The 22,522-nt window shown below is 45.0% G+C and carries 17 protein-coding genes; 14 read left to right on the top strand and 3 right to left on the bottom strand.

What is annotated here, in order from left to right; all coding sequences use genetic code 11:
• The first annotated feature begins 39 nt into the window (after positions 1–39).
• The 11 genes from DXB91_RS02670 to DXB91_RS02620 all read left to right on the top strand — a co-directional run bounded on the left by DXB91_RS02670 (position 40) and on the right by DXB91_RS02620 (position 10,135).
• Positions 40–1,248 (top strand): NADP-dependent isocitrate dehydrogenase, encoded by a 1,209-nt coding sequence (locus DXB91_RS02670; protein WP_015533231.1) that lies wholly within the window; start codon positions 40–42, stop codon positions 1,246–1,248.
• Positions 1,249–1,457: 209 nt separating this feature from the next.
• The gene (locus tag DXB91_RS02665) at positions 1,458–1,841 is read left to right on the top strand and encodes a VOC family protein (protein WP_118016743.1); all 384 of its coding nucleotides are present in this window, start codon (positions 1,458–1,460) and stop codon (positions 1,839–1,841) included.
• 41 nt (positions 1,842–1,882) lie between these two features.
• A complete protein-coding gene (locus DXB91_RS02660; RefSeq protein WP_055273609.1) occupies positions 1,883–2,416 on the top strand; it encodes a nitroreductase family protein in 534 nt (177 codons plus the stop codon).
• A 23-nt stretch (positions 2,417–2,439) separates the two neighbouring features.
• Positions 2,440–3,501 carry a zinc finger Ran-binding domain-containing protein gene (locus DXB91_RS02655; protein WP_118016742.1) on the top strand — a complete coding sequence of 354 codons (1,062 nt, stop codon included), beginning with the start codon at positions 2,440–2,442 and terminating at the stop codon, positions 3,499–3,501.
• Positions 3,502–3,830: 329 nt separating this feature from the next.
• Positions 3,831–4,196 (top strand): hypothetical protein, encoded by a 366-nt coding sequence (locus DXB91_RS14350; RefSeq protein ID WP_243003494.1) that lies wholly within the window; start codon positions 3,831–3,833, stop codon positions 4,194–4,196.
• A 227-nt stretch (positions 4,197–4,423) separates the two neighbouring features.
• Positions 4,424–4,711, top strand: coding sequence for an Asp-tRNA(Asn)/Glu-tRNA(Gln) amidotransferase subunit GatC (gatC, locus tag DXB91_RS02645; RefSeq protein WP_015533226.1), 288 nt, complete (start codon positions 4,424–4,426; stop codon positions 4,709–4,711).
• Between the two features lie 22 nt (positions 4,712–4,733).
• A complete protein-coding gene (gatA, locus tag DXB91_RS02640) occupies positions 4,734–6,197 on the top strand; it encodes an Asp-tRNA(Asn)/Glu-tRNA(Gln) amidotransferase subunit GatA (protein WP_199414254.1) in 1,464 nt (487 codons plus the stop codon).
• A gap of 3 nt (positions 6,198–6,200) precedes the next feature.
• Positions 6,201–7,631 (top strand): Asp-tRNA(Asn)/Glu-tRNA(Gln) amidotransferase subunit GatB, encoded by a 1,431-nt coding sequence (gene gatB, locus DXB91_RS02635; RefSeq protein WP_118016740.1) that lies wholly within the window; start codon positions 6,201–6,203, stop codon positions 7,629–7,631.
• A 1-nt stretch (position 7,632) separates the two neighbouring features.
• Complete coding sequence (locus DXB91_RS02630; RefSeq protein ID WP_118016739.1) at positions 7,633–9,114, top strand: sugar transferase; 1,482 nt, start codon at positions 7,633–7,635, stop codon at positions 9,112–9,114.
• 31 nt (positions 9,115–9,145) lie between these two features.
• On the top strand, positions 9,146–9,892 hold the full coding sequence (locus tag DXB91_RS02625; RefSeq protein ID WP_118016738.1) for a glycosyltransferase family 2 protein: 747 nt from the start codon (positions 9,146–9,148) through the stop codon (positions 9,890–9,892).
• Positions 9,893–9,922: 30 nt separating this feature from the next.
• Complete coding sequence (locus DXB91_RS02620; RefSeq protein ID WP_055273599.1) at positions 9,923–10,135, top strand: toxin-antitoxin system HicB family antitoxin; 213 nt, start codon at positions 9,923–9,925, stop codon at positions 10,133–10,135.
• Positions 10,136–10,192: 57 nt separating this feature from the next.
• Here the strand turns inward: DXB91_RS02620 and DXB91_RS02615 are convergent, their stop codons facing one another.
• The gene (locus DXB91_RS02615) at positions 10,193–11,416 is read right to left on the bottom strand and encodes a UDPGP type 1 family protein (protein WP_118016737.1); all 1,224 of its coding nucleotides are present in this window, start codon (positions 11,414–11,416) and stop codon (positions 10,193–10,195) included.
• Between the two features lie 63 nt (positions 11,417–11,479).
• Positions 11,480–12,208 carry a glycosyltransferase gene (locus DXB91_RS02610; protein ID WP_118016736.1) on the bottom strand — a complete coding sequence of 243 codons (729 nt, stop codon included), beginning with the start codon at positions 12,206–12,208 and terminating at the stop codon, positions 11,480–11,482.
• A gap of 204 nt (positions 12,209–12,412) precedes the next feature.
• Between DXB91_RS02610 and DXB91_RS02605 the strand changes: the two genes are divergently transcribed.
• From DXB91_RS02605 to DXB91_RS02595, 3 genes are all read left to right on the top strand, one after another.
• Positions 12,413–14,767: an LCP family glycopolymer transferase gene (locus DXB91_RS02605; protein ID WP_118016735.1), complete on the top strand. Its 2,355-nt coding sequence runs from the start codon at positions 12,413–12,415 to the stop codon at positions 14,765–14,767.
• Between the two features lie 334 nt (positions 14,768–15,101).
• Entirely contained in the window at positions 15,102–19,649 is a 4,548-nt protein-coding gene (gltB, locus tag DXB91_RS02600; protein WP_015533222.1) for a glutamate synthase large subunit, read from the top strand.
• 2 nt (positions 19,650–19,651) lie between these two features.
• Positions 19,652–21,217 (top strand): glutamate synthase subunit beta, encoded by a 1,566-nt coding sequence (locus DXB91_RS02595; RefSeq protein ID WP_118016734.1) that lies wholly within the window; start codon positions 19,652–19,654, stop codon positions 21,215–21,217.
• A 65-nt stretch (positions 21,218–21,282) separates the two neighbouring features.
• Here the strand turns inward: DXB91_RS02595 and DXB91_RS02590 are convergent, their stop codons facing one another.
• A complete protein-coding gene (locus DXB91_RS02590; RefSeq protein ID WP_055223744.1) occupies positions 21,283–22,512 on the bottom strand; it encodes a 6-phosphofructokinase in 1,230 nt (409 codons plus the stop codon).
• Between the last annotated feature and the right edge of the window lie 10 nt (positions 22,513–22,522).

Raw genomic sequence — 22,522 nt, 5'->3', positions numbered from 1 at the left:
AACAAAACTTAGAAAACACAAAGATGGAGGACATAAAACATGGAAAAGATTCAGATGACCACACCACTTGTAGAGATGGATGGAGATGAGATGACCAGAATTCTCTGGCAGTATATAAAGGATGAGCTTATTTATCCATTTATCGATCTCAAGTCAGAGTACTATGACCTTGGACTTGTACATAGAAATGAGACAGATGACAAGGTAACATTTGACTCAGCATACGCAACACAGAAGTATGGCGTAGCTGTAAAGTGTGCTACTATCACACCTAATGCGGCAAGAGTTAAGGAGTACAATCTCAAGGAGATGTGGAAGAGCCCTAACGGAACCATCAGAGCGATCCTTGATGGTACAGTGTTCAGAGCACCTATCGTAGTAAAGGGAATCGAGCCATGTGTTAAGAACTGGAAGAAGCCTATCACCATCGCAAGACATGCATATGGTGATGTATACAAGAGCGTAGAGATAGATGTTCCAGGTCCTGGAACTGCAGAGCTTGTATTCACAGGCGATGACGGACAGGTTATAAAGGAGACTATACATAAGTTTGATGGCCCTGGTGTTCTTCAGGGACAGCACAACGTGGACAAGTCTATTGAGAGCTTTGCAAGAAGCTGTTTCAAGTATGCGCTTGATACCAAGCAGACATTGTGGTTTGCCACAAAGGATACCATATCAAAGAAGTATGACCATACATTCAAGGATATCTTCCAGGAGATATTCGATGCAGAGTATAAGGAGCAGTTCGATGCAGCAGGTATTGAGTACTTCTACACACTTATAGATGATGCGGTTGCCCGTGTTATGAAGAGTGAAGGCGGTTACATCTGGGCATGTAAGAATTATGATGGAGATGTAATGAGTGATATGATCTCATCAGCATTTGGTTCACTTGCCATGATGACATCAGTTCTCGTATCCCCTGATGGAAAGTATGAGTACGAGGCAGCACACGGAACAGTTATGAGACATTACTACAAGCACCTTGCCGGTGAGGAGACATCAACCAACTCAGTTGCAACTATCTTCGCATGGTCAGGAGCACTCAGAAAGCGTGGAGAGCTTGATGGAATCCAGGCACTTCAGGATTTTGCAGACAAGCTCGAGGCTGCAACCATCAAGACTATAGAAGATGGCAAGATGACAAAGGATCTGGCTCTCATCACAACTCTCGAGAACCCAACAGTCCTCAACAGTGAGAACTTTATCAAGGCTATCAGAGAGACACTTGAGGGTATGCTCTAAGAATGAAATTGTGTAACGGGCTGATTACAGACGTTGCTTTTAACGGGATATCACCTTTATTCATACAAATGGATAAAGGTGATATTTTTATGCCATTGTGTAAAATGTGGCATTGGGTTAAAATAGCTTATATAGCATGCCTATAGAAGCATGCATATAGTAGTTTGGCTAGCTGAGTGTAGCGTATAAGATAATGAGGAGTTGCATTTATGAGAATTGAGCATGTTGCGATGTATGTGAATGATCTTGAAGCTGCGAAGAATTTTTTTGAGAAATATCTGGGAGCATCAGCAAATGAGGGATATCATAATAAAACGACGGACTTCCGTTCATATTTTCTCACATTTGATGATGGCGCAAGGCTTGAGATAATGAACAGGCCGGGAATGGATGATCCTGAAAAGACACTTAACAGAACAGGATTGATACATATAGCGTTCAGTGTGGGAAGCAAAGAAAAAGTGGATGAGCTTACCAGACAGCTTGCGGAGGATGGCTATGAGGTGACAAGTGGACCGCGGACGACAGGCGATGGATACTATGAGAGCTGTGTGGTCTGCATAGAGGATAATCAGATAGAGATAATGGTATAGGAATGACAGAATAGGAATGACAGAATAGGAGGTAAAAGACAATGGATAATCAGGTATTAGAGGTAATAAAAAAGAGAAGCTCAGCGAGAGCATACAGTGATGAAGAGGTTACGAAGGAGCAGCTTGAGAAGGTCATCGAAGCTGGGCTTCAGGGACCTACAGGTATGAATAAGAAAGAGATACATTTTACAGTTGTTAAGGGTGATGCTCCAATTCTGGAAGAGCTTGATGCAGAGAAGCGTGCACTTCGCGGACAGGATAAGCAGCCTCACAATTTCTATTATGAGGCTCCGGTGCTCATATTCTTAAGCGCTGAGGATGACTTCAAGTGGAGCAAGGTGGATTCAGGAATTGCAGTTCAGAATATGGCTATAGCGGCAGAGAGCATGGGGCTCGGAAATCTGATAATCGGTTGCGTGTATGATGCACTTCACGGGGAGAAGAAAGCATATTTTGACAAGGCACTTGCAATACCGGAGGGATATTCATTCCAGATAGCTCTTGCCGTTGGACACAAGACTGACAACAAGACACCACATGATTACGATGCTTCTGTGCAGGTAAGTTATCTGTAGTATATACGGGGAGGATATTGTATATGGGAAAACTTGTGATGGGGTATTGGGACTGCCCATATTGTAGTACGAAACATATAGAAGGAACGAAGCGTGAGTGTCCGTCCTGCGGAAAGCCGAGGGGACAGGAAGTTAAGTTCTATATGGATGGAGTGCGGTATTTGTCCGCGGAGGAGAGTCAGACGAAGGGAAAAGGTGCCGACTGGTTATGTGATCACTGTGGAAACTATAATTCTGCTCTCAATACACGGTGTAGCAGCTGCGGTGCTGAACGAGGTGCGAAGGATAAGGCGTATTTTGACGTCAGGAAAGAGCAGGACGCAAGGAATGCCAGAAATGCATCTGGTACAGGAATGGCTGCCGGCGGACAAAACGGAGGCCAGGGCAATCGAAAAGGTGGACATTCATTTGGAGCATGGAAGATAGTGCTGATCGGCATGCTTGTGATAGCGGCTATAATCGGACTTACGGCGATCATAGCCATGCCAAAGAAGAGGACAGTCACAGTCAAGGATATGACATGGAAGACCAGTGTTGATGTGGAGAAATATCTTCTGTGTGATGAAGACGACTGGGAACTCCCCGAGGGTGCCACGCTAAAGACCACGAAACAAGAGGTGCACCATACTGAACAGGAATATGTTGGTGAGCGTGAGGAGACCTATGATTCATATGAGGTGATAGGTTCCCATGTGGAGTACAGCTATGAGGACAATGGAGATGGAACCTTCTCTGAAGTTGCAAATGATGTGGACGATTATGGATATGTGACGAGAACGAGGTCTGTTCCGGTGTATAGAGATAAGCCTATATACAGGACGAAGTATTATTATACAATATGGCGGTGGAAGTACGACAGGACGGAGACCGCCGAGGGCGGTGGAAAGACACCGGAATACCCGGATCCCCAGCTCACAGACAAGGAGAGGCTAGGGAAAAAATCAGTTGAATATGAAGTCACATGTGAAGTGAAGGATAAGGAAAAGACATATAAAGTTGAAAAGTCTATATATGACAAACTTGACATAGGTGAGACATATAAAGTCAAGGCTGACTCTGAGGAGATAGTGAGTATCATAGAGTGAAGACTTAAGAACACGGAGGCGGGCAAAAGTGACAAAGCAGTCAAAGCCTGGTAAGGATATTCAGATATTGAGAGACCATTCTGACCTGCCTGGCTCATCCCCGGATGGATAAGACATAGTGAAAATTATGTCGAATCTGTTCGGGGATTTTTTTATTATAACGAATATGCGGGAAGTCTGTTGAATACTATGTATTTGAGACGAAATAGTTAAGGCGGACATTGAATGAGAGGTAACCATGATAATGGGATGTGCTTTCAGACTATGCAGCTCATAGCAGTTATATGCTGCAAAGCAGCTCTGCAACGGAGCTAATGGGGGACTTTGGTGTGATATGTTTTGACACACTGTATGCACAGACACATCTTCACAGTAACTTTATCACAAGGACACTCAGTGCAAATTCAAACTCGGGACTCAGAAATTCGTATGGAGTATATGAGGAATTCTACTTTGAAAATGCTGAACGGATGTGTGGCTGTGTGTCGGATGCAGGAACTGATATGCTTTATACAGGATCGGAAGTCAGGAGAGCAGATGGCGGAGAGTTTCACAGAGTACCGGGAAATGATTTCCCGGATGAAGATCCAACGACAATTGAAATAGGACATAGAGCTGGGCTACAGCTTGGTCGTGTTCAGGAGATAGTCAGGCTTAGCAGACGCTTCAACAGAAGTGATGATGAGATAATTTAAATAGAGTTACAGCACCGCCATGTATGCAGCGTTTTACATGGCGGTGTTTTGCGTAATACAGGTAAAAATGCCCATAGTCTTGCATAATATCCTGGGATGTGATATATTTTAGAGGAATTTTGTGGTACAAAATACCATGGCGGGAGAATGTGTTTACATTATTTGACACAGAATAATAAGAAGGCACATTCTTTATTTTTGCTCATATAAGATAGGAGAACAAGAACATGACGATAACTGATGAGACAATTGATTATGTTGGAATCCTTGCAAAGCTTGAGCTCTCCCCGGAGGAGAAGGAGCAGGCAAAGAAGGATATGTCAGACATGCTTGATTATGTCAGCAAACTGAATGAACTTAATACAGACGGTGTGGAGGCTATGAGCCATACATTCCCATACAACAATGTGTTCCGTGAGGACGTTGTTGTAAATGGAGACGACAGAGAGAACATGCTGAAGAATGCGCCAGAGCAGAAGGATGGCTGCTACAAGGTGCCAAAGACATTTGACTAGGAGGTAGGCTGAAGTGAATTTAATGGGTATGACGGCTGTAGAGCTGGGAAAAGCTATTAAAGATGGACAGGTGAGCGTAGTTGAAGCGACACAGGCCTGTCTTGACAGCATCGAGGCGTGCGAGAAAGATTATAATAGTTTTGTCACGGTTGATCGTGAAGGAGCACTTGCCCAGGCGGAGGAAGTGCAGAAGAAGATAGATGCGGGAGAGCTCAATGGTCCTCTTGCAGGAGTGCCGATAGCAATAAAGGACAATATGTGCCAGGAGGGTGTGCAGACAAGCTGTTCATCCAAGATTCTGTCAAATTTTGTTCCGACATATACTGCTGAGGCCGTTGTAAAGCTCAAGGAAGCAGGAGCGGTCATAGTAGGGCATACCAATATGGATGAGTTTGCCATGGGAAGCACAACGGAGACATCATATTTCGGCGAGACAAGAAATCCATGGGATACAGATAGAGTCCCAGGCGGTTCATCAGGTGGATCAGCGGCAGCAGTTGCCGGTGAGGAGGTACCATGCGCCCTCGGTTCAGATACCGGTGGATCTATCAGACAGCCGGCTTCATTCTGCGGTGTTACCGGAATCAAGCCAACCTATGGAAGAGTGTCAAGATACGGACTTATAGCATACGGTTCATCACTTGACCAGATCGGGCCACTTGCGAAGAATGTTGAGGACTGTGCAACGATACTTGAGATCATATCACAGTATGACAAGAAGGACTCAACATCAGTGAACAGAGATGACAATGATTTCACAAGTGCACTTGTGGATGATGTGAAGGGGCTTAAGATCGGACTTCCGAGAGATTATTTCACAGAGGGACTTGAGCCTGAGATAAAGGAAGCTATATATGGTGTTGCTGAGGCGCTCAAGGCAAAGGGTGCAATAGTTGAGGAGTTTGATCTCGGTATGGTTGAGTATGCTATCCCTGCGTACTATATTATAGCATCAGCAGAGGCAAGCTCTAATCTTGAGAGATTTGACGGAGTAAAGTATGGATACAGAACATCAGAGTATACAGATCTCCACAACATGTACAAGAAGAGCCGTTCGGAGGGATTTGGCCCTGAGGTAAAGAGAAGAATCATGCTCGGTTCATTTGTACTGAGCTCAGGTTACTATGATGCGTATTACGTAAAGGCTCTCAAGGCAAAGGCTCTCATCAAACAGGCGTATGACAAGGCGTTTGAGAAGTATGATATCATCCTCGGACCTGTTGCTCCAACAACAGCACTTAAGATGGGAGAGTCACTCTCAGATCCTATCAAGATGTATCTGGGCGATGTATACACTGTTCCTGTAAATCTTGCAGGACTTCCGGGAATATCACTTCCATGTGGAACTGACAAGAATGGAATGCCTATAGGTGTGCAGATGGTTGGAGACGCATTTGACGAAAAGACCATTATCAGGGCAGCGTATGCATTTGAGCAGACTAGAGAGTACAAGAGACCTGCACAGGTTTCAGAAAGGGGGCTGTAAGAGATGGCAAAGACATATGAGACAGTCATCGGACTTGAGGTCCATGTAGAGCTTGCGACTAAGACGAAGATATTCTGCGGCTGCAGCACAGCATTTGGAGGAGCTCCGAATACACATACGTGTCCTGTATGTACAGGAATGCCGGGCTCACTTCCGGTACTTAACAAAGAGGTTGTGAATAAAGCGATTGCGGTTGGTCTTGCAACAAACTGCATTATCACACAGAATTGCAAGTTTGACCGAAAGAACTATTTCTATCCGGACAACCCACAGAACTACCAGATATCACAGCTCTACTATCCAATATGCAGGGACGGTAAGGTTGAGATAGAGGTTGACGGAGTTAAGAAATATGTGAGGATCCATGAGATACATATGGAGGAGGATGCAGGTAAGCTTGTCCATGATCCATATACAGACAGCTCACTTGTGGATTTCAACCGTTCAGGTGTGCCTCTTATAGAGATAGTATCTGAGCCTGACATGAGATCTGCGGAGGATGTAATAGCATATCTTGAAAAGCTCAGGGAGACGATACAGTATCTCGGAGCTTCAGACTGTAAGCTGAATGAGGGATCCATGCGTGCTGATGTCAATCTTTCGATCAGAGAGGTTGGCTCAGAGGAGTTTGGCACACGTACAGAGACCAAGAACCTGAACTCATTCAAAGCCATTGCCAGAGCCATAGAGAATGAGAGAGAGAGACAGATCGATCTCATCGAGTCTGGTGAAAATGTTGTCCAGGAGACAAGAAGATGGGATGATACTAAGGAGTATTCATATCCTATGAGATCCAAGGAGGATGCACAGGATTACAGATATTTCCCTGATCCTGACCTTGTACCTATCCACATCAGCGATGAGTGGCTCCAGCAGGTAAGGGATGCACAGCCTGAGTTCAGAGACGAGAAGAAGATAAGATACAAAGAGGAATATGCGATTCCTGACTATGATATAGACATCATCACGGCCTCCAAGAAGCTGGCAGATCTGTTTGAGGATGCCATCGCACTGGGAGCACCTGCAAAGAAGGTTTCCAACTGGATCATGGGAGAGACCATGAGACTGATGAAGGAGAACAGTGTTGATGCGGAAGACCTGAAGTTTTCAGCGGAGAATCTTGCGAAGCTCATCAAGCTTGTTGATGACAGGGTTATCAATGGCGGTGTTGCAAAGGAAGTATTTGAAAAGATATTTGCAGACAATATTGATCCTGAGAAGTATGTCAAGGATAACGGACTTGCAACTGTTCAGGATGACGATGCACTTAAGGAGGCATGCCAGGCAGCCATAGATAACAATCCAAAGGCTGTTGATGATTACAGAGGCGGCAAGGAGAAGGCTCTCGGAGCACTTGTCGGACAGGTTATGAAAGCTATGAAGGGTAAAGCAGATCCTGGATCTGTCAACAAGATGCTTAGGGAGATGCTTTAATATGGAAGAAAACAGAAGAGTTAGAAAGAGGGATAGGTACAAACGTCTCATAACAGTGGGTGAGGCTTGCGTACTCATTGCTGTGGAGCTGGTGCTGTTTGGACTCATGTGGTACCGGGATTATGAGGTAACGCTTACGCTTCCGTTCTGGAGAAGAGGAAACTGGGCGGTTATCGGAATGTATGGAATCATCATCATACTTTTTACCAAGCTATATGGTGGTTACAGAGTCGGATTCTTCAGACTGCTTGATATAGTATATTCACAGCTGTTGGCACTTGTGTGTGCAAATGTGGTTGGTTATTTACAGCTTTGTATAATCTGTCGTGACTACGTAAATCCTGGACCTTTGCTCGAGGTTACCGTACTTGAGGCAATAGTCATCCTGATTTGGATATTTGCCTGCAGATTTCTTTATGCGAAAATGTATCCGCCAAGGCATCTGCTGTTGGTATATGGATATAAGACTCCGATGGAGTTTATAGACAAGATCAATGCCCGTAAGGATAAGTATGTAATAGAAGACAGGATACATGTAAGTGAGGGCGAGCAGGCAATTAAGGAGAAGATACTCCAGTACGATGGAGTAATCATCTGTGAGACAAAGGCCTATATCAGAAATGAGCTTGTGAAGTATTGTTTCGAACATTCCATAAGATCATATGTTGTGCCAAAACTTTCCGATATAATCATACTCGGCGCAGAACCGATACATTTGTTTGATACACCTATCCTGTTGTCAAGAAACCAGGGGCTTACAGGAGATGACATGATCATCAAAAGGATCATGGATCTTGTGTGTGGATTTATATTGCTTGTCATAGCATCGCCATTTATGCTCATATCAGCACTTTCTATATGGCTTTATGACAGAGGACCGGTTTTCTACAAGCAGGACAGACTGACGCTTAATGGTAAGGTGTTCAAGATCATAAAGTTCAGAAGTATGAAGATGGATTCAGAGGCCGGTGGAGCACAGCTTGCAAAGAAGGATGATGACAGAATAACCCCTGTGGGAAAATGGCTCAGAAAGCTGCATCTTGATGAACTGCCACAGCTTTTCAACGTACTCAAGGGTGATATGTCACTTGTCGGACCGAGACCTGAGAGACCGGAGATCGCCGAGCTTTATAAGAAGACATTCCCTGAGTTTGACTACAGACTCAAGATGAAGGCCGGACTTACGGGATATGCACAGGTTTACGGCAAATACAACACAACCCCTAGAGATAAGGTTAAGCTGGATCTTACCTATTATGAGCAGTATTCAATATGGCTTGATCTCAAGCTGATGCTCCTGACGGTAAAGATCATGTTCCAGAAGGAGACATCAGAGGGAATCGCATCAAATATGACCACGGCACTCAGGGATGGCGAGAAGGTACAGATACCTTCACCTGTAAATGTGAAGCCGGAAGGGCTTGATGAGTCTGAGGATGCATTCTATGACCTCGGAAAGACTGTGCAGAAAACAGATAAATAATAAGCGATATATATCGATGTAGGTGTGTGTGATGACTGGAGAAAAAGTATCGGTGATAATTCCGGCGTATAACAGCAGCAGAACCATTTATTCTGCGGTGGATTCAGTTATGAAGCAGGGGATTCCTGTGGAGGTCATAATAGTTGATGACTGTTCGACGGATGATCTGACAGGAGCACTTGATGGATACGCGGAAGATGACCGTGTGAATATCATCAGAAATGAAAAAAATATGGGAGTTGCAGCTTCGCGTAACCGCGGGGTTGCGGCTGCAACTTGCAGATACGTTGCATTTATAGATTCGGATGATCAGTGGCAGCCTGATAAACTGGTTAAACAGTTGAAGCTTATGGAGCAGACAGGTGCGGTTCTGTGTTCTACGGCCAGGGAGCTTGTGAACGAAGACGGATCCAGAACGGGAAAAGTGATCGGAGTTCCTGAAAAGGTCACCTATAAGATGCTACTCAGAGGAAATGTGATCAATTGTTCATCGGTTGTGATGGACAGACAGGTTGCACTCAGATATCCGATGGGCAACGACGATATCCATGAGGATTATATTTGCTGGCTGCAGATACTGAAGGAATACGGAAGCTCGGTTGCGATAAATGAGCCGTTGCTATTATACAGGCAGATGAGAAACAGTAAGTCTGGTTCAAAACTGTCGTCTGCAAAAAAGACATTTGCCGTATACAGAAAAGTTGGATATGGAGTTACAAGAAGCTGCTTTTACTTCATGTGTTATGCGGTAAATGGTGTTGTAAAATATCTGTTCTGATAGGAATAAATTATATGGCGGAGAAAAGAAATGACGGATGACAATAAGAAGAGAGGCCCGGGAAGGCCGACGGAAAAGAGAAAAGATACGATCCTGAGACTTAGGATAGATACAGATACTCATCGGAAGCTCAGTGAATGTGCGGCGGTGCGACAGGTATCTATGTCAGAGCTTGTCAGGGAAGCGATAGATGAGATATTCCGAAGAGAAAAAGAAAAACAGCAGAAGAATGAGGCAGAATAAAAATAACAGGTCGATGGCATATACCATCGACCTGTTATTTTGTTATATATTCATGGATTAAAGTGTGTAGCCGTTCTTTTTGAGGAGCTCTCTGGCTGAGTCTATAGAATCATTTCCTGTAGCATTCTTTATAGGAGCAAATTCCTTCTCTCTGTCGACCTCAAATGGAAGACATGTTCCCATATAAGCGATCATATCGAGAGCCAGTGTCTCAAATTTGTAGCCGTTTGGCTCTGATGGCTTGACGATCTCTCCATCCTCACCGACATAAGGGATAGCCTTCTTGACGATGTGGAGAGGCATACTTTCATTCATGATCTTCATCAGTCTGTCAACCGGGAAAATATAGTTTAATGTAACTCCATAGTTGTAAGCGTAATCGCCGTTGGCATCGCGCTCATCACGCATGGCATCTGTGAGTTCATAATACTCGACGATATATGGCTTTCCGTGGTTAGTACACAGGACGCCAACCTTCTCGTCCGGGTATGCTTTTTTGACAACCTTTCCGCCGGAGAGGAAGCCCTCTGTGAGAACTGCTCCGAGGAATACTGGGTCTGCGATTCTCTGAAGTACATTGTCAACTGAGAATACATTTATATACTTGATTCCGTATTTCGTGAGCTTGTCGAGGTGGCCTGCCTTGCAGAGGGATGAGAACCATCCACCGTTGCCGTTAGGAGACATGGCAACCTTTCCCTTCTCCTCGAGATATATCTTGCCGTTGAAGTCCACTGAAGGAACCATTTCCTGTTTAAAGAAATGAACATATTCAGGATTGTAACCGAAGTAGTCATGCTCTTTGAAGAATGATGTTGTGTCATCGTGGTTCTTCTCATTGGTCATGATGAAGAAATGGATCCAGGTATCTGCCATCTTCACAATATCGAGGGTGTGCTCGATGAGAAGCTGGAATATAAACATATCCTTGGTGACACCGACGTTGAAGGTTCCCTTAGGACCGGAGAATCCAAGACGGGTGCCCTGACCACCTGCCAGGAGGACCAGTGCCAGATCGCCAGCTTTGATGGCTTCAAGGCCTGCGTTCTTGTATATATCATACTTTTCTGCAATGCTGTCCATCTGGAGAGCTGCAACGGGAGCGATATCAGAATCACTTCCTGATGAATTTTGTCCGATCATATCGATAAGTGAGAAATCAATTTCACTGATCTGGTTCAGGAGTGCTGTCTGTTCAGCCTCGCTGAGAGTATCATAATACTTTAATAAGTGTAGCTGTCCTTTTTCTTCGAGAAGCTTGTAAGCGTTTTCGTAATTCATAAAAATCTCCTTAATAAATGTGTAGTTTGTATTTATTTTCTCTATCCGTGTATAATCCCTAAATTAATGATATTTCTTCTTGATCTCAATAGTGTCTGTGAATACCTTCCAAATGTCCTTGATCTTGATCCTTCTTCCATCTGCTGCATCGTCCCTGCTGTAATTCAGGACGATAGGAGCTTCGGATATCGAATATCCCTGTCTGTGTGCAGCCACAAGGATTTCAATATCAAAGGCATAGCCCGATATGGAAAGGTTCTCGGCAATCGGCTTTATGACTTCTGCTTTGAAAAGCTTTATACCGGTCTGGGTGTCATGGATACCAAGATGAAACAGCATTTTGAGCATAATATAATAGCTGTAGCTCATGACTCTTCTAATAGGAGGATAATCAAGCTTGGATTCAGGGTGAAGCTTTGATCCTATGACTATGTCAGAACTGGTGTCCCTCATCTGCTTCATAAATGGCTTGAGAAGAGATGGACTCAGTTCAAGGTCAGAATCAAGGAATGCTATATATTTGCCGGAAGCTTTGGCAATTCCGGTTGTGATAGCATGTCCCTTTCCCTGATTGACATCATATCCTGTATCTACAATATGAGAATCCATTTCGGCTGCCTCGGCAATAAGTTTGCCTGTGGAGTCCTTGCTGCCGTCATTCACAGCGATTATCTCATAACGATGAAGAAAACGGCTGAGTATTCGGCTAGTCTCAAGAAGATTATCTTTGATGTGCTGTTCTTCATTGTAGGCGGGCATAACCACCGACAAAGTAATATTGTTATTATCCATTTCCTGCTCCTTAAAAAATAAGCATTGATATTTAGACATTATTAATACGAGTATACTTTTTTATACATCATGTGTCAAATAAAATAGTGTTAATATGAAGGTATTTATACTAATTAAGATATAATACATGTTGTAAAAGGAAAAAATATAATGTATTATAGAGCGAGGTAACGACATTTTTAGATATTTGAAAAAGGAGTTCCAATGGATAATAAGAAGAAAAATGGAATGAGATCCAGGTACGATGAGGACATGGATTGGCTGGATGACGATGATGATTATCTTGATGATGGTGGATTGATAGGATCATTGTTGTTCGGGGATAAAAAGAAGAAAGAAAAAAGACGTGATCCTGAGCCGGAGAGAAAGGCTGATAAGAGACCGGAAAAGAAGCCGGAGAAGAAGCCGGAGAAGAAGCCGGAGAAGAAGCCTCAGAAGAATATTTCCAGACCTGTGAAGCCGGAAGAGGATTATGACGAGTATTATCACGAGGACAGCAGGGCAAGAAGAGTGAAGAGTGAGGCCCGGGCAAAGCAGAGACAGACCGGACAGCCTGTAGCAGACAGAGCTGTGGACAGAGGTCCGGTGAAGAGGACACAGGGCACTGTACCGAGGACACAGAGCAATCAGAGTACCGTGCAGAGACCTTCAAAAGCTGCCCAGAGACCACGCAGGAGTATACAGAGCACAGGAAGCTCATCTGTGGACAATCTGCTCAGAGAAGTTGACAATATTGAGACAGATGTGCAGACAAGACATGAGGAGCTTAGACGTGAGGCGTGGGAACGCACCCAGAGAAATGTTGCAAAGGCAAAGGCTGAGGTTGAGAGGCTGGAGTTCGAGAGAGAGCAGAATGCCCGCGAAGAGGCAAGAAAGCTTAAGGTTCAGCAGGAGCTTGAGCGCCGCCAGCAGATGAAAGAAGCTGAGAAAAAGGAAGAGCCTGTTGAGGAAGATAACAAGATCACTGAGCCGCAGGAGAGTGATGCGGAAGTTGTAGAAACTGCCACACAGCCAGTAGAAGAGCATGAACAGAAGACTGAGCCGGCAGATATTCTGGAGAAGAATACGGAGCCTGTCCTTGACGATGAGGTCGAGGAAGCTGCAGAGGCAGAGCCTGTTGAAGAGGCTTCGACAGTATCATCCCGAAGAACAGATGACATGCTGGACATGGATGAGCTTGAGCGTATAGAGAATGATATTGATGAGGATAAGCTCAGTTATTCGGAATCAGATACGGCTGATCTGGGACTTGGAGACATAGGCAAAGCATTGGGCTTCGATGAAGTGGAGCTTGAGGATGATGAGGAAGAGCCTGAGGAGGACGAGGAGTCAGACAGCGAAAAGTTCTTCAGGGAGAATCTTCTCGATGAGGCTGATCCAAAGGTTGTCAATCCGGAGAGAAAGAAGCTTAACATCAGTACAAGAGTGTGGGCGATAGCGTTCTTTGTCCTGCTTGCACTGTTTATACTCATATGTATAATATATGTCAAGAATTATGCCAGAATGAAGTACAATGAGATGGATATCAATGAGATAAGTGCAGATCAGATACTTGTCAATGACGGTGTCAAGGATGCGACCAAGGGATATCGTGCCATTGCACTCTACGGAGTGGATTCCAGAGATTCGAATATGAATTCAGGAACTAACAGTGACAGTATAATGATAGTGAGCATCAATGAGAGCACCAAGGAGATCAAGCTTGTATCTGTATACAGAGATACTCTGATGGAGATAGCAAGCGGTTCCATGGATACCACACAGAAGGTGAATTACGCATACCAGCTCGGCGGTGCGGTTACAGCTATCAACACACTGAATACCAATCTCGACCTGAATATCACAGATTATGTGGCAGTTGATTTCAGTGCAATGGCAAGTATAATCGATGCTGTTGGAGGCGTTGATGTCAAGGTCGTTGATGAAGAGGTGAACAACTTCAATAAGAACCTTGCAGAGCAGATAAGCCTGTCAGGCAAATATTCATCAGGAATAACTGAGGCAGGAGAGTATACTCTTGATGGACAGCAGGCAGTTGCATATTCAAGAATACGATCCACTGGCCAGGGAGATATAACAAGAACCGAGAGACAGAGAATAGTCCTCATGAAGGTTATAGACAAGCTGCTCAGTGCAGACACAGGTTCACTTGATTCATTTGTTGATGTTTCATTTAAATGTATATCAACAAGTCTTAACAAGGACGATATACATGCTCTTGTCAAGGATGTGGCTGGATATAAGGTTGTAGATACCGCAGGATTCCCATTTGCATATGAGGCAAAGGAACTCTCGGACAAGGGTAACTGCCTTGTGGCTGCTGATATGGCATCCAATGTGGAGGCATTACACGAATATCTGTATGGTGCTGACAAATACGTCATATCAGGCACAGTAAAGCAGATAAGCAGCAATATAGAGAGCATATCAGGTGTTAAGGCACAGAAGGTCAAGGTGACGACGGAGGCTCCGGGTGATGGAATATCAGATGGAAGCGACGAGGATGGAGATCTTAGGACGATAACAACTCCTCCAAAGGGAATGATCGTCGAGGAATAAAAAACTAAACATAATAATTAAGCAAGGAAGCTTCAGATATGGGGCTTCCTTTTTTTATGCATCGGGGACATTGAGATATGAGACATCCGATGCTTAAAGAAAGGCTACAACATAAAGAATTGTATATACATTACAGAGCATTGTTTTTTAATCGAAAACTGTCAGATAATTTATTGAAAAAAGATGTTTACAAACAGGGTAAATGGTAGTAATATATCAAAAACGATAAATGACTTGAGAAAAATACAAAAATAACAATATTTACTTGAGAAACAAAAGCTAAAAGCAAAATATCGTTGCGAATGACAAAAACATGGAAAGGACGGAACAGGACATGATTGAGAATAAGAGAGCGGAGAATACCGGATTATACGACCCAAGCTTTGAGCACGATAACTGTGGTATCGGTGCCGTTGTCAATATCAAGGGTATAAAGACACATGACACAGTGAACAATGCACTCAAGATTGTTGAGAATCTTGAGCACAGAGCAGGAAAGGACGCAGAGGGCAAGACCGGAGACGGTGTAGGCATACTCCTTCAGATATCACATAAGTTCTTCACCAAGGCTTTAGCAGAGCTTGGATATGACCTTGGAAAGGAAGGCGATTATGGAATAGGAATGTTCTTCTTTCCACAGAAGGAGCTGGCGCGCAAGCAGGCTATGAAAATGTTTGAGGTCATAGTGGAGAAGGAAGGCCTCGAGTTCATTTGCTGGAGAGAGGTTCCTACAACACCTGGAATCCTTGGCAAGAAGGCAATAGATGTCATGCCATGCATCATGCAGGCATTCATCAGAAGACCTGAGACAGTGAAGGCCGGTATGGACTTCGACAGAAAGCTCTACTTCGTCAGACGAATATTTGAGGAGAGCAATGATGACACGTATGTTCCATCACTTTCCAGCAAGACTATAGTATATAAAGGAATGTTCCTTGTCGGTGAACTCAGGAAGTTCTACAACGACCTTCAGGATCCAGACTATGAGTCAGCTATAGGACTTGTTCATTCAAGATTTTCAACGAATACAACACCATCATGGCTCAGAGCTCATCCATACAGATATCTGTGCCACAATGGTGAGATCAATACAATAAGAGGAAATGAGGACAAGATGATCGCCCGTGAGGAGACTATGGAGTCGACCATCATGCAGGATGAGATGTACAAGGTCATGCCTGTTCTTGATCCTGATGGTTCGGATTCAGCAAGACTTGACAACTGTCTTGAGTTCCTTGTACTCAACGGAATACCGCTTCCTATGGCAGTCATGATCACGATCCCTGAGCCATGGGAGAACGATAGAGCCATGAGTCAGGAGAAGAAGGATTTCTACCAGTATTACGCAACCATGATGGAGCCTTGGGATGGTCCTGCTTCTATATTATTCACAGACGGTGAGCTCATGGGAGCAGTTCTTGATAGAAACGGACTGAGACCATCGAGATACTATATCACAGATGATGATTACCTTGTACTTTCGTCTGAGGTCGGAGTCCTGGACGTTGATCCATCCAAGATCGTGAAGAAAGACCGACTCAGACCTGGCAAGATGCTTCTGGTAGATACAGTGAACGGACGTCTTATCTCAGATGAGGAGATCAAGGAGAAATACGCGCTTGCAAAGCCTTACGGAGAGTGGGTAGACAGCAATCTTGTACATCTCGCTGATCTGAAGATCCCGAATATCAGAGTTCAGGAGTATACAGACGAGGAGAGGGCAAGACTTCAGAAGGCATTTGGATATACCTACGAGGATTTCAAGAATACCATATATCCTATGGCAGAGAAAGGTGCAGAGGCAATCAGTGCCATGGGTACTGATACACCACTTGCAGTTCTCTCGAACAGCCACAAGCCACTGTTCAACTTCTTCAAGCAGTTATTTGCACAGGTTACAAACCCACCTATCGATGCAATCAGAGAGGAAGTTGTCACATCCACATCGGTATATCTCGGAAAGGACGGAAACATCCTCGAGGAGAAGCCGGAGAACTGTCATGTGCTGAAGATCAACCATCCAATACTGACAAATACGGATCTTTTGAAGATCAAGAATATGAATGTACCGGGACTTAAGGTTGCGACACTTCCGATTCTTTATTATAAGAACACATCCATGGAGAAGGCTCTCGACAGACTGTTTATCGAGGCCGACAAGCTCTACAGGGACGGTGTAAACATCCTCATCCTCTCAGACAGAGGTGTGGATGAGAACCATGTTGCAATACCATCACTCCTTGCAGTATCAGCTATGCAGAAGCACCTGGTAAGAACCAAGAAGAGAACAGCGGTTGCGATCATCCTTGAGAGTGCTGATCCAAGAAATGTTCACCACTTTGCAACACTTCTCGGATATGGTGCATGTGCAGTCAATCCATATCTGGCAATAGAGACGATCAAGCAGATGGTAGATTCGCATCTGCTGAACAAGGATTTCAATGCGGCTGTCGATGATTACAACAGTGCAATATGCCACGGAATAGTAAAGATCGCATCCAAGATGGGTGTATCAACGATCCAGTCATACATGGGATCACAGATATTTGAGTGTATCGGTCTTTCAAAGGACGTTGTGGACAGATACTTTACAAATACAGTAAGCCGTGTTGGCGGTTCTGGTATAAAGGAGCTTGAGAAGACAGTTGATGATCTTCACTCATCAGCATTTGATCCGCTTGGACTTAACACAAACCTTGCCCTCACAAGCATAGGAGCACACAAGTTCAGAAGCGGCAAGGAGGAGCACCTGTACAATCCTGTTACTATACATCTTCTTCAGGAGTCTACAAGGCGCGGCGATTACAAGCTGTTCAAGCAGTACACAGCAGCGCTCCACGATGAGCAGAAGCCATTCCACCTGAGAGGTCTCATGGACTTCAAGTTCGCTGACAAGCCGGTTCCACTCGATGAGGTCGAGCCTGCAAGCGAGATTGTGAAGAGATTCAAGACTGGTGCCATGAGTTACGGAAGTATATCACAGGAGGCACATGAGTGTATGGCCATCGCCATGAACGAGCTGGGCGGTAAGTCCAATTCAGGAGAGGGCGGTGAGTCGATAGAGAGACTTACGATCGGCAAGGATGGCAAGAATAGATGCTCAGCCATCAAGCAGGTAGCATCAGGAAGATTTGGCGTTACATCGAGATACCTTGTGAGTGCCAAGGAGATACAGATCAAGATGGCACAGGGAGCAAAGCCTGGAGAGGGCGGACATCTCCCTGGCGGAAAGGTATATCCATGGATCGCAAAGACAAGACTTTCGACACCGGGAGTAAGCCTTATCTCTCCACCACCACATCACGATATATATTCGATAGAGGATCTTGCACAGCTCATCTACGACTGCAAGAATGCAAACCGTGATGCGAGAATATCAGTAAAGCTTGTGTCTGAGGCTGGTGTAGGTACAGTAGCGGCCGGTGTTGCAAAGGCCGGAGCACAGGTCATCCTGATCTCAGGTTATGACGGAGGAACAGGAGCAGCACCTAACAACTCCATCCATTACGCAGGACTCCCTTGGGAGCTTGGACTTGCAGAGACACATCAGACACTTATCATGAATGATCTCAGAAATAAGGTCATCCTTGAGGCAGACGGTAAGCTGATGACAGGCCGTGACGTTGCGATAGCTGCAATGCTCGGAGCTGAGGAATTTGGATTTGCAACAGCACCGCTTGTAACAATGGGTTGTGTCATGATGAGGGTATGTAACCTTGACACATGTCCTGTCGGAATAGCAACGCAGAATCCTGAGCTCAGAAAGAGATTCAGAGGAAAGCCTGAGTACGTGAAGAACTTCATGCTGTTCATAGCAGAGGAACTCCGTGAGTATATGAGTAAGCTCGGCGTCAGAACAGTCGATGAGCTGGTTGGACGCTCAGATCTACTGATGAGCAGCGACAGAGCAGATGAGAGGAATGTCATCCTTGATAAGATAATCAACAATCCATATATTGATATGCCACAGAACAAGGTAAAGTATCATGAGAAGAATGTATATGACTTCCAGCTTGAGAAGACAGTAGATATGAGAATCCTCATGAAGAAACTCGGACCGGCACTTGAGAAGGGACAGAAGAAGAGCGTTGAGCTTGATGTGGTCAACACAGACAGATCTGTTGGAACGATATTCGGTTCAGAGATCACAAAGAAGTACGGCGAGTCACTTGATGAGGACACATACATCGTCAAATGCAACGGCGCCGGCGGACAGAGCTTTGGAGCATTTATTCCAAAGGGACTTACACTTGAACTGGTGGGCGACAGCAACGATTACTTCGGCAAGGGTCTGTCAGGTGGTAAGCTGATAGTTTATCCGCCTCGTTCAGTTAAGTACAAGCATGAGGATAACATCATCATAGGAAACGTTGCACTGTACGGTGCCACAAGTGGTAAGGCATTCATCAACGGTGTTGCCGGCGAGAGATTTGCAGTTCGTAACTCTGGTGCCACGGCGGTCGTTGAGGGTGTTGGCGATCACGGATGTGAGTACATGACAGGTGGTAAAGTAGTAGTTCTTGGAACAACAGGCAAGAACTTTGCAGCCGGAATGAGCGGTGGTATCGCATATGTACTTGATATGGGCAACGATCTGTACAAGAGACTTAACAAAGAGATGATATCCATAGAGGCTGTGACAGACAAGTACGAGGTGAGCGAGCTGAAGCAGCTCATCATGGATCATGTAAATTATACAAATTCAGAGATAGGCAAGAGGATTCTTGAGGACTTTGAGGGATATCTTCCAAAGTTCAAGAAGATCATACCAAAGGATTACAAGAAGATGATGAATATGATAGTTGCATTTGAGGAGAAGGGCCTGAGCCGCGAGAAGGCAGCTATCGAAGCATTCTACAAGGTTAAGAACGGAGGTAAGTAGGAATGGGAAAACCAACTGGATTTTTAGAATATGAGAGAAAGACAAGCGCAGAGCTTGCTCCTAAGGACAGAATCAAGAATTTCAATGAATTCCACACTCCGCTTAGCCGTGATGAGCAGAGAAAGCAGGCTGCAAGATGTATGGACTGTGGCGTTCCATTCTGCCAGGCAGGTATGAACATATGCGGAATGACATCGGGCTGTCCGCTGAACAACCTGATCCCAGAGTGGAATGATATGCTCTATAACGACAATCTTGAGCAGGCATTTGCAAGACTCAGCAAGACCAACTGTTTCCCTGAGTTTACAAGCCGTGTGTGCCCGGCTCTCTGTGAGAAGGCATGTACCTGTAACTTAAACGGTGATCCAGTGTCGGTCCGTGAGAACGAGAGAGCCATCATAGAGTATGCATTTGCAAATGACCTTGTAAATGATAAACAGCCAAAGGTTCACTCAGGCAAGAAGGTGGCAGTCATAGGTTCAGGTCCTTCGGGACTGGCCGTGGCAGACCAGCTGATCGGCAGAGGCCACGACGTGACTGTGTATGAGAGAAGTGACAGACCGGGCGGACTTCTCATGTATGGTATCCCAAACATGAAACTTGAGAAGCAGATCATAGACAGAAGAATAGATGTCATGAAGAAGAGAGGAATAAAGTTCGTACTGAACACAGAGGTTGCAACCGGAAAGGCATCTGCGAAGGCTGTGTGTCCGAAGGATGATCAGATGACAGGTTATCTTAAGAACAAGAACCTCAAGTATGTGAAGGCTGAGGATCTGCTCAAGGAATACGACGCAGTTGTGCTTGCCTGTGGTGCAGCCAATCCAAGAGATATAAAAGCAACTGGAAGGGATGCAAAGGGAATCTACTTCGCTGTTGATTTCCTCAAGACTACGACAATGAGCCTTGTAAATTCGGGCTTTGCTGACAAGCAGTTCGTGAACTGTAAAGGCAAGAATGTTCTCGTCATCGGTGGTGGTGATACAGGAAATGACTGTGTGGGAACAGCAGTCCGTGAGGGCGCTGTCAGCGTTACACAGCTTGAGATGATGCCAAAGGCACCTGATACAAGAACACCAGACAATCCATGGCCAGAATGGCCGAAGATCTGCAAGACAGACTACGGTCAGCAGGAGGCAATAGCAGTATACGGACATGATCCTAGAATATATGAGACTACAGTCAAGGAATTCATCAAGGACAAGGACGGAAATGTCAAGGCAGCCAAGTGTGTGAAGCTCGATTGGAAGAAGAATCCTGAGACAGGAAGAATGACTATGACAGAGATAGAGGGAAGCGAGTATATCGTTGACTGTGATGTGGTACTCATCGCAGCCGGATTCCTCGGATGTCAGACATATGTGGCAGAGAGCTTTGGCGTGGAACTCAACGAGAGAACAAATGTCAAGACTCCATGTCCAAACTCATATACAACAAATGTTCCAAAGGTATTCGTAGCCGGAGACATGCACAGAGGCCAGTCACTGGTCGTATGGGCCATCCGCGAAGGCCGCGAGGCCGCCATGGCAGTAGAAGAGCTGCTGCTCGGATACACTAATCTGCAGTAGGATATATAAAATAAAAAAATATCCCTAACACCACAGATATTGAGGTGTTAGGGATATTTTATCCTTTAAAGCAGGTGGTTTACCGGCAGGTACATAGGAAGTCCATCTTTGTACTGAAGGGAAACCTCGCCGATTATAAGAGGTCTGAGATATGCTTCCATCTCAGGTGTGACGTCATTCTTCTCAGGTGTGATCCACTCAAGCGGAATTGTCTTAGCCTGGTTGGCGATGAGAGATACATTTTCAGGTTCAATGATCCACTGGTATGGATCGTTAGAAACTCGCTTGATCGTGGACATAACAGCAGTCATTCCCTCGGCGGCGTATTTTACAGCAGCCTGGCCAAGTGCAAATGACTCGTTGATATCTGTCCTTGAGGAAATATGCGCTGCACATCTCTGGAGCACATTGAGCTCGATGGAACGAACCTTTATATCCATTCTGTCCTTAACAAGACTCTCGAGAGCCTTGCCGGTTCCGCTGAGCTGGGCATGTCCGAACTTGTCTGCCACAGCAGAAGTTGCGCTGATGTAGTTGCCATCCTTATCATGTATACCCTCAGATACGGCCACGATGACACATCTTGAAGTCTTTAATACATTTTTGATGTCCTCTATAAACTGATCCTCATCGAAGTCTACCTCAGGAAGATATATAAGATGAGGAGCAGGACTGTAGTCATTTCTTGCCAGACAGGATGCAGCGGTGAGCCAGCCTGCATCACGGCCCATAATCTCCACGATGACAACACTTGGTATCTGGTAGATGTAAGTGTCGTGGGCAATCTCCAGCATGGTGGATGCAACATACTTGGCTGCAGAGCCAAATCCCGGAGTGTGGTCGGTATGGCATAGGTCATTGTCAATGGTCTTAGGGATGCCGACGATCTTCACATCCGATCCGATCTTCTTTGCATATTTGCTGAGTTTATCCACTGTATCCATAGAGTCGTTGCCGCCGATATAGAAGAATGCGGCAACCTGATATTCCTCAAATCTGTCAAATATTATCTCATAAGGTTTTGAGTCAACCTCAAAATCAGGAAGCTTGTATCTGCATGAGCCAAGGTACATTGCAGGGGAGAGCTCCAGAGTATTTACCAGAGGAAATTTTGAGAGGGCCATGAGGGACAGATCTATGAAATTATTGTCCAGCACTCCCTGGATCCCGTGAATTGCACCGTAAACTCTGGTGAATTTGTTGCTTTTCTTAACTCCGTCTATGACACCTGCCAGCGAAGCATTTATCGCTACGGTAGGACCTCCTGACTGAGCTACTATACAGTTATCTTTCATTTTGTAAATC

It is taken from the genome of Coprococcus sp. OM06-34AC, from assembly GCF_003462545.1.
Lineage (GTDB): Bacteria > Bacillota > Clostridia > Lachnospirales > Lachnospiraceae > Coprococcus > Coprococcus aceti.
This window is presented reverse-complemented; position numbering and strand designations above follow the sequence as displayed.

Excerpts from the sequence above, each read along its gene's own strand:
- DXB91_RS02670 (WP_015533231.1), top strand. The coding sequence starts at position 40 with ATGGAAAAGATTCAGATGACCACACCACTTGTAGAGATGGATGGAGAT.
- DXB91_RS02665 (WP_118016743.1), top strand. The coding sequence starts at position 1,458 with ATGAGAATTGAGCATGTTGCGATGTATGTGAATGATCTTGAAGCTGCG.
- DXB91_RS02660 (WP_055273609.1), top strand. The coding sequence starts at position 1,883 with ATGGATAATCAGGTATTAGAGGTAATAAAAAAGAGAAGCTCAGCGAGA.
- DXB91_RS02655 (WP_118016742.1), top strand. The coding sequence starts at position 2,440 with ATGGGAAAACTTGTGATGGGGTATTGGGACTGCCCATATTGTAGTACG.
- gatC (WP_015533226.1), top strand. The coding sequence starts at position 4,424 with ATGACGATAACTGATGAGACAATTGATTATGTTGGAATCCTTGCAAAG.
- gatA (WP_199414254.1), top strand. The coding sequence starts at position 4,734 with ATGGGTATGACGGCTGTAGAGCTGGGAAAAGCTATTAAAGATGGACAG.
- gatB (WP_118016740.1), top strand. The coding sequence starts at position 6,201 with ATGGCAAAGACATATGAGACAGTCATCGGACTTGAGGTCCATGTAGAG.
- DXB91_RS02630 (WP_118016739.1), top strand. The coding sequence starts at position 7,633 with ATGGAAGAAAACAGAAGAGTTAGAAAGAGGGATAGGTACAAACGTCTC.
- DXB91_RS02625 (WP_118016738.1), top strand. The coding sequence starts at position 9,146 with ATGACTGGAGAAAAAGTATCGGTGATAATTCCGGCGTATAACAGCAGC.
- DXB91_RS02620 (WP_055273599.1), top strand. The coding sequence starts at position 9,923 with ATGACGGATGACAATAAGAAGAGAGGCCCGGGAAGGCCGACGGAAAAG.
- DXB91_RS02615 (WP_118016737.1), bottom strand. The coding sequence starts at position 11,416 with ATGAATTACGAAAACGCTTACAAGCTTCTCGAAGAAAAAGGACAGCTA.
- DXB91_RS02610 (WP_118016736.1), bottom strand. The coding sequence starts at position 12,208 with ATGGATAATAACAATATTACTTTGTCGGTGGTTATGCCCGCCTACAAT.
- DXB91_RS02605 (WP_118016735.1), top strand. The coding sequence starts at position 12,413 with ATGGATAATAAGAAGAAAAATGGAATGAGATCCAGGTACGATGAGGAC.
- gltB (WP_015533222.1), top strand. The coding sequence starts at position 15,102 with ATGATTGAGAATAAGAGAGCGGAGAATACCGGATTATACGACCCAAGC.
- DXB91_RS02595 (WP_118016734.1), top strand. The coding sequence starts at position 19,652 with ATGGGAAAACCAACTGGATTTTTAGAATATGAGAGAAAGACAAGCGCA.
- DXB91_RS02590 (WP_055223744.1), bottom strand. The coding sequence starts at position 22,512 with ATGAAAGATAACTGTATAGTAGCTCAGTCAGGAGGTCCTACCGTAGCG.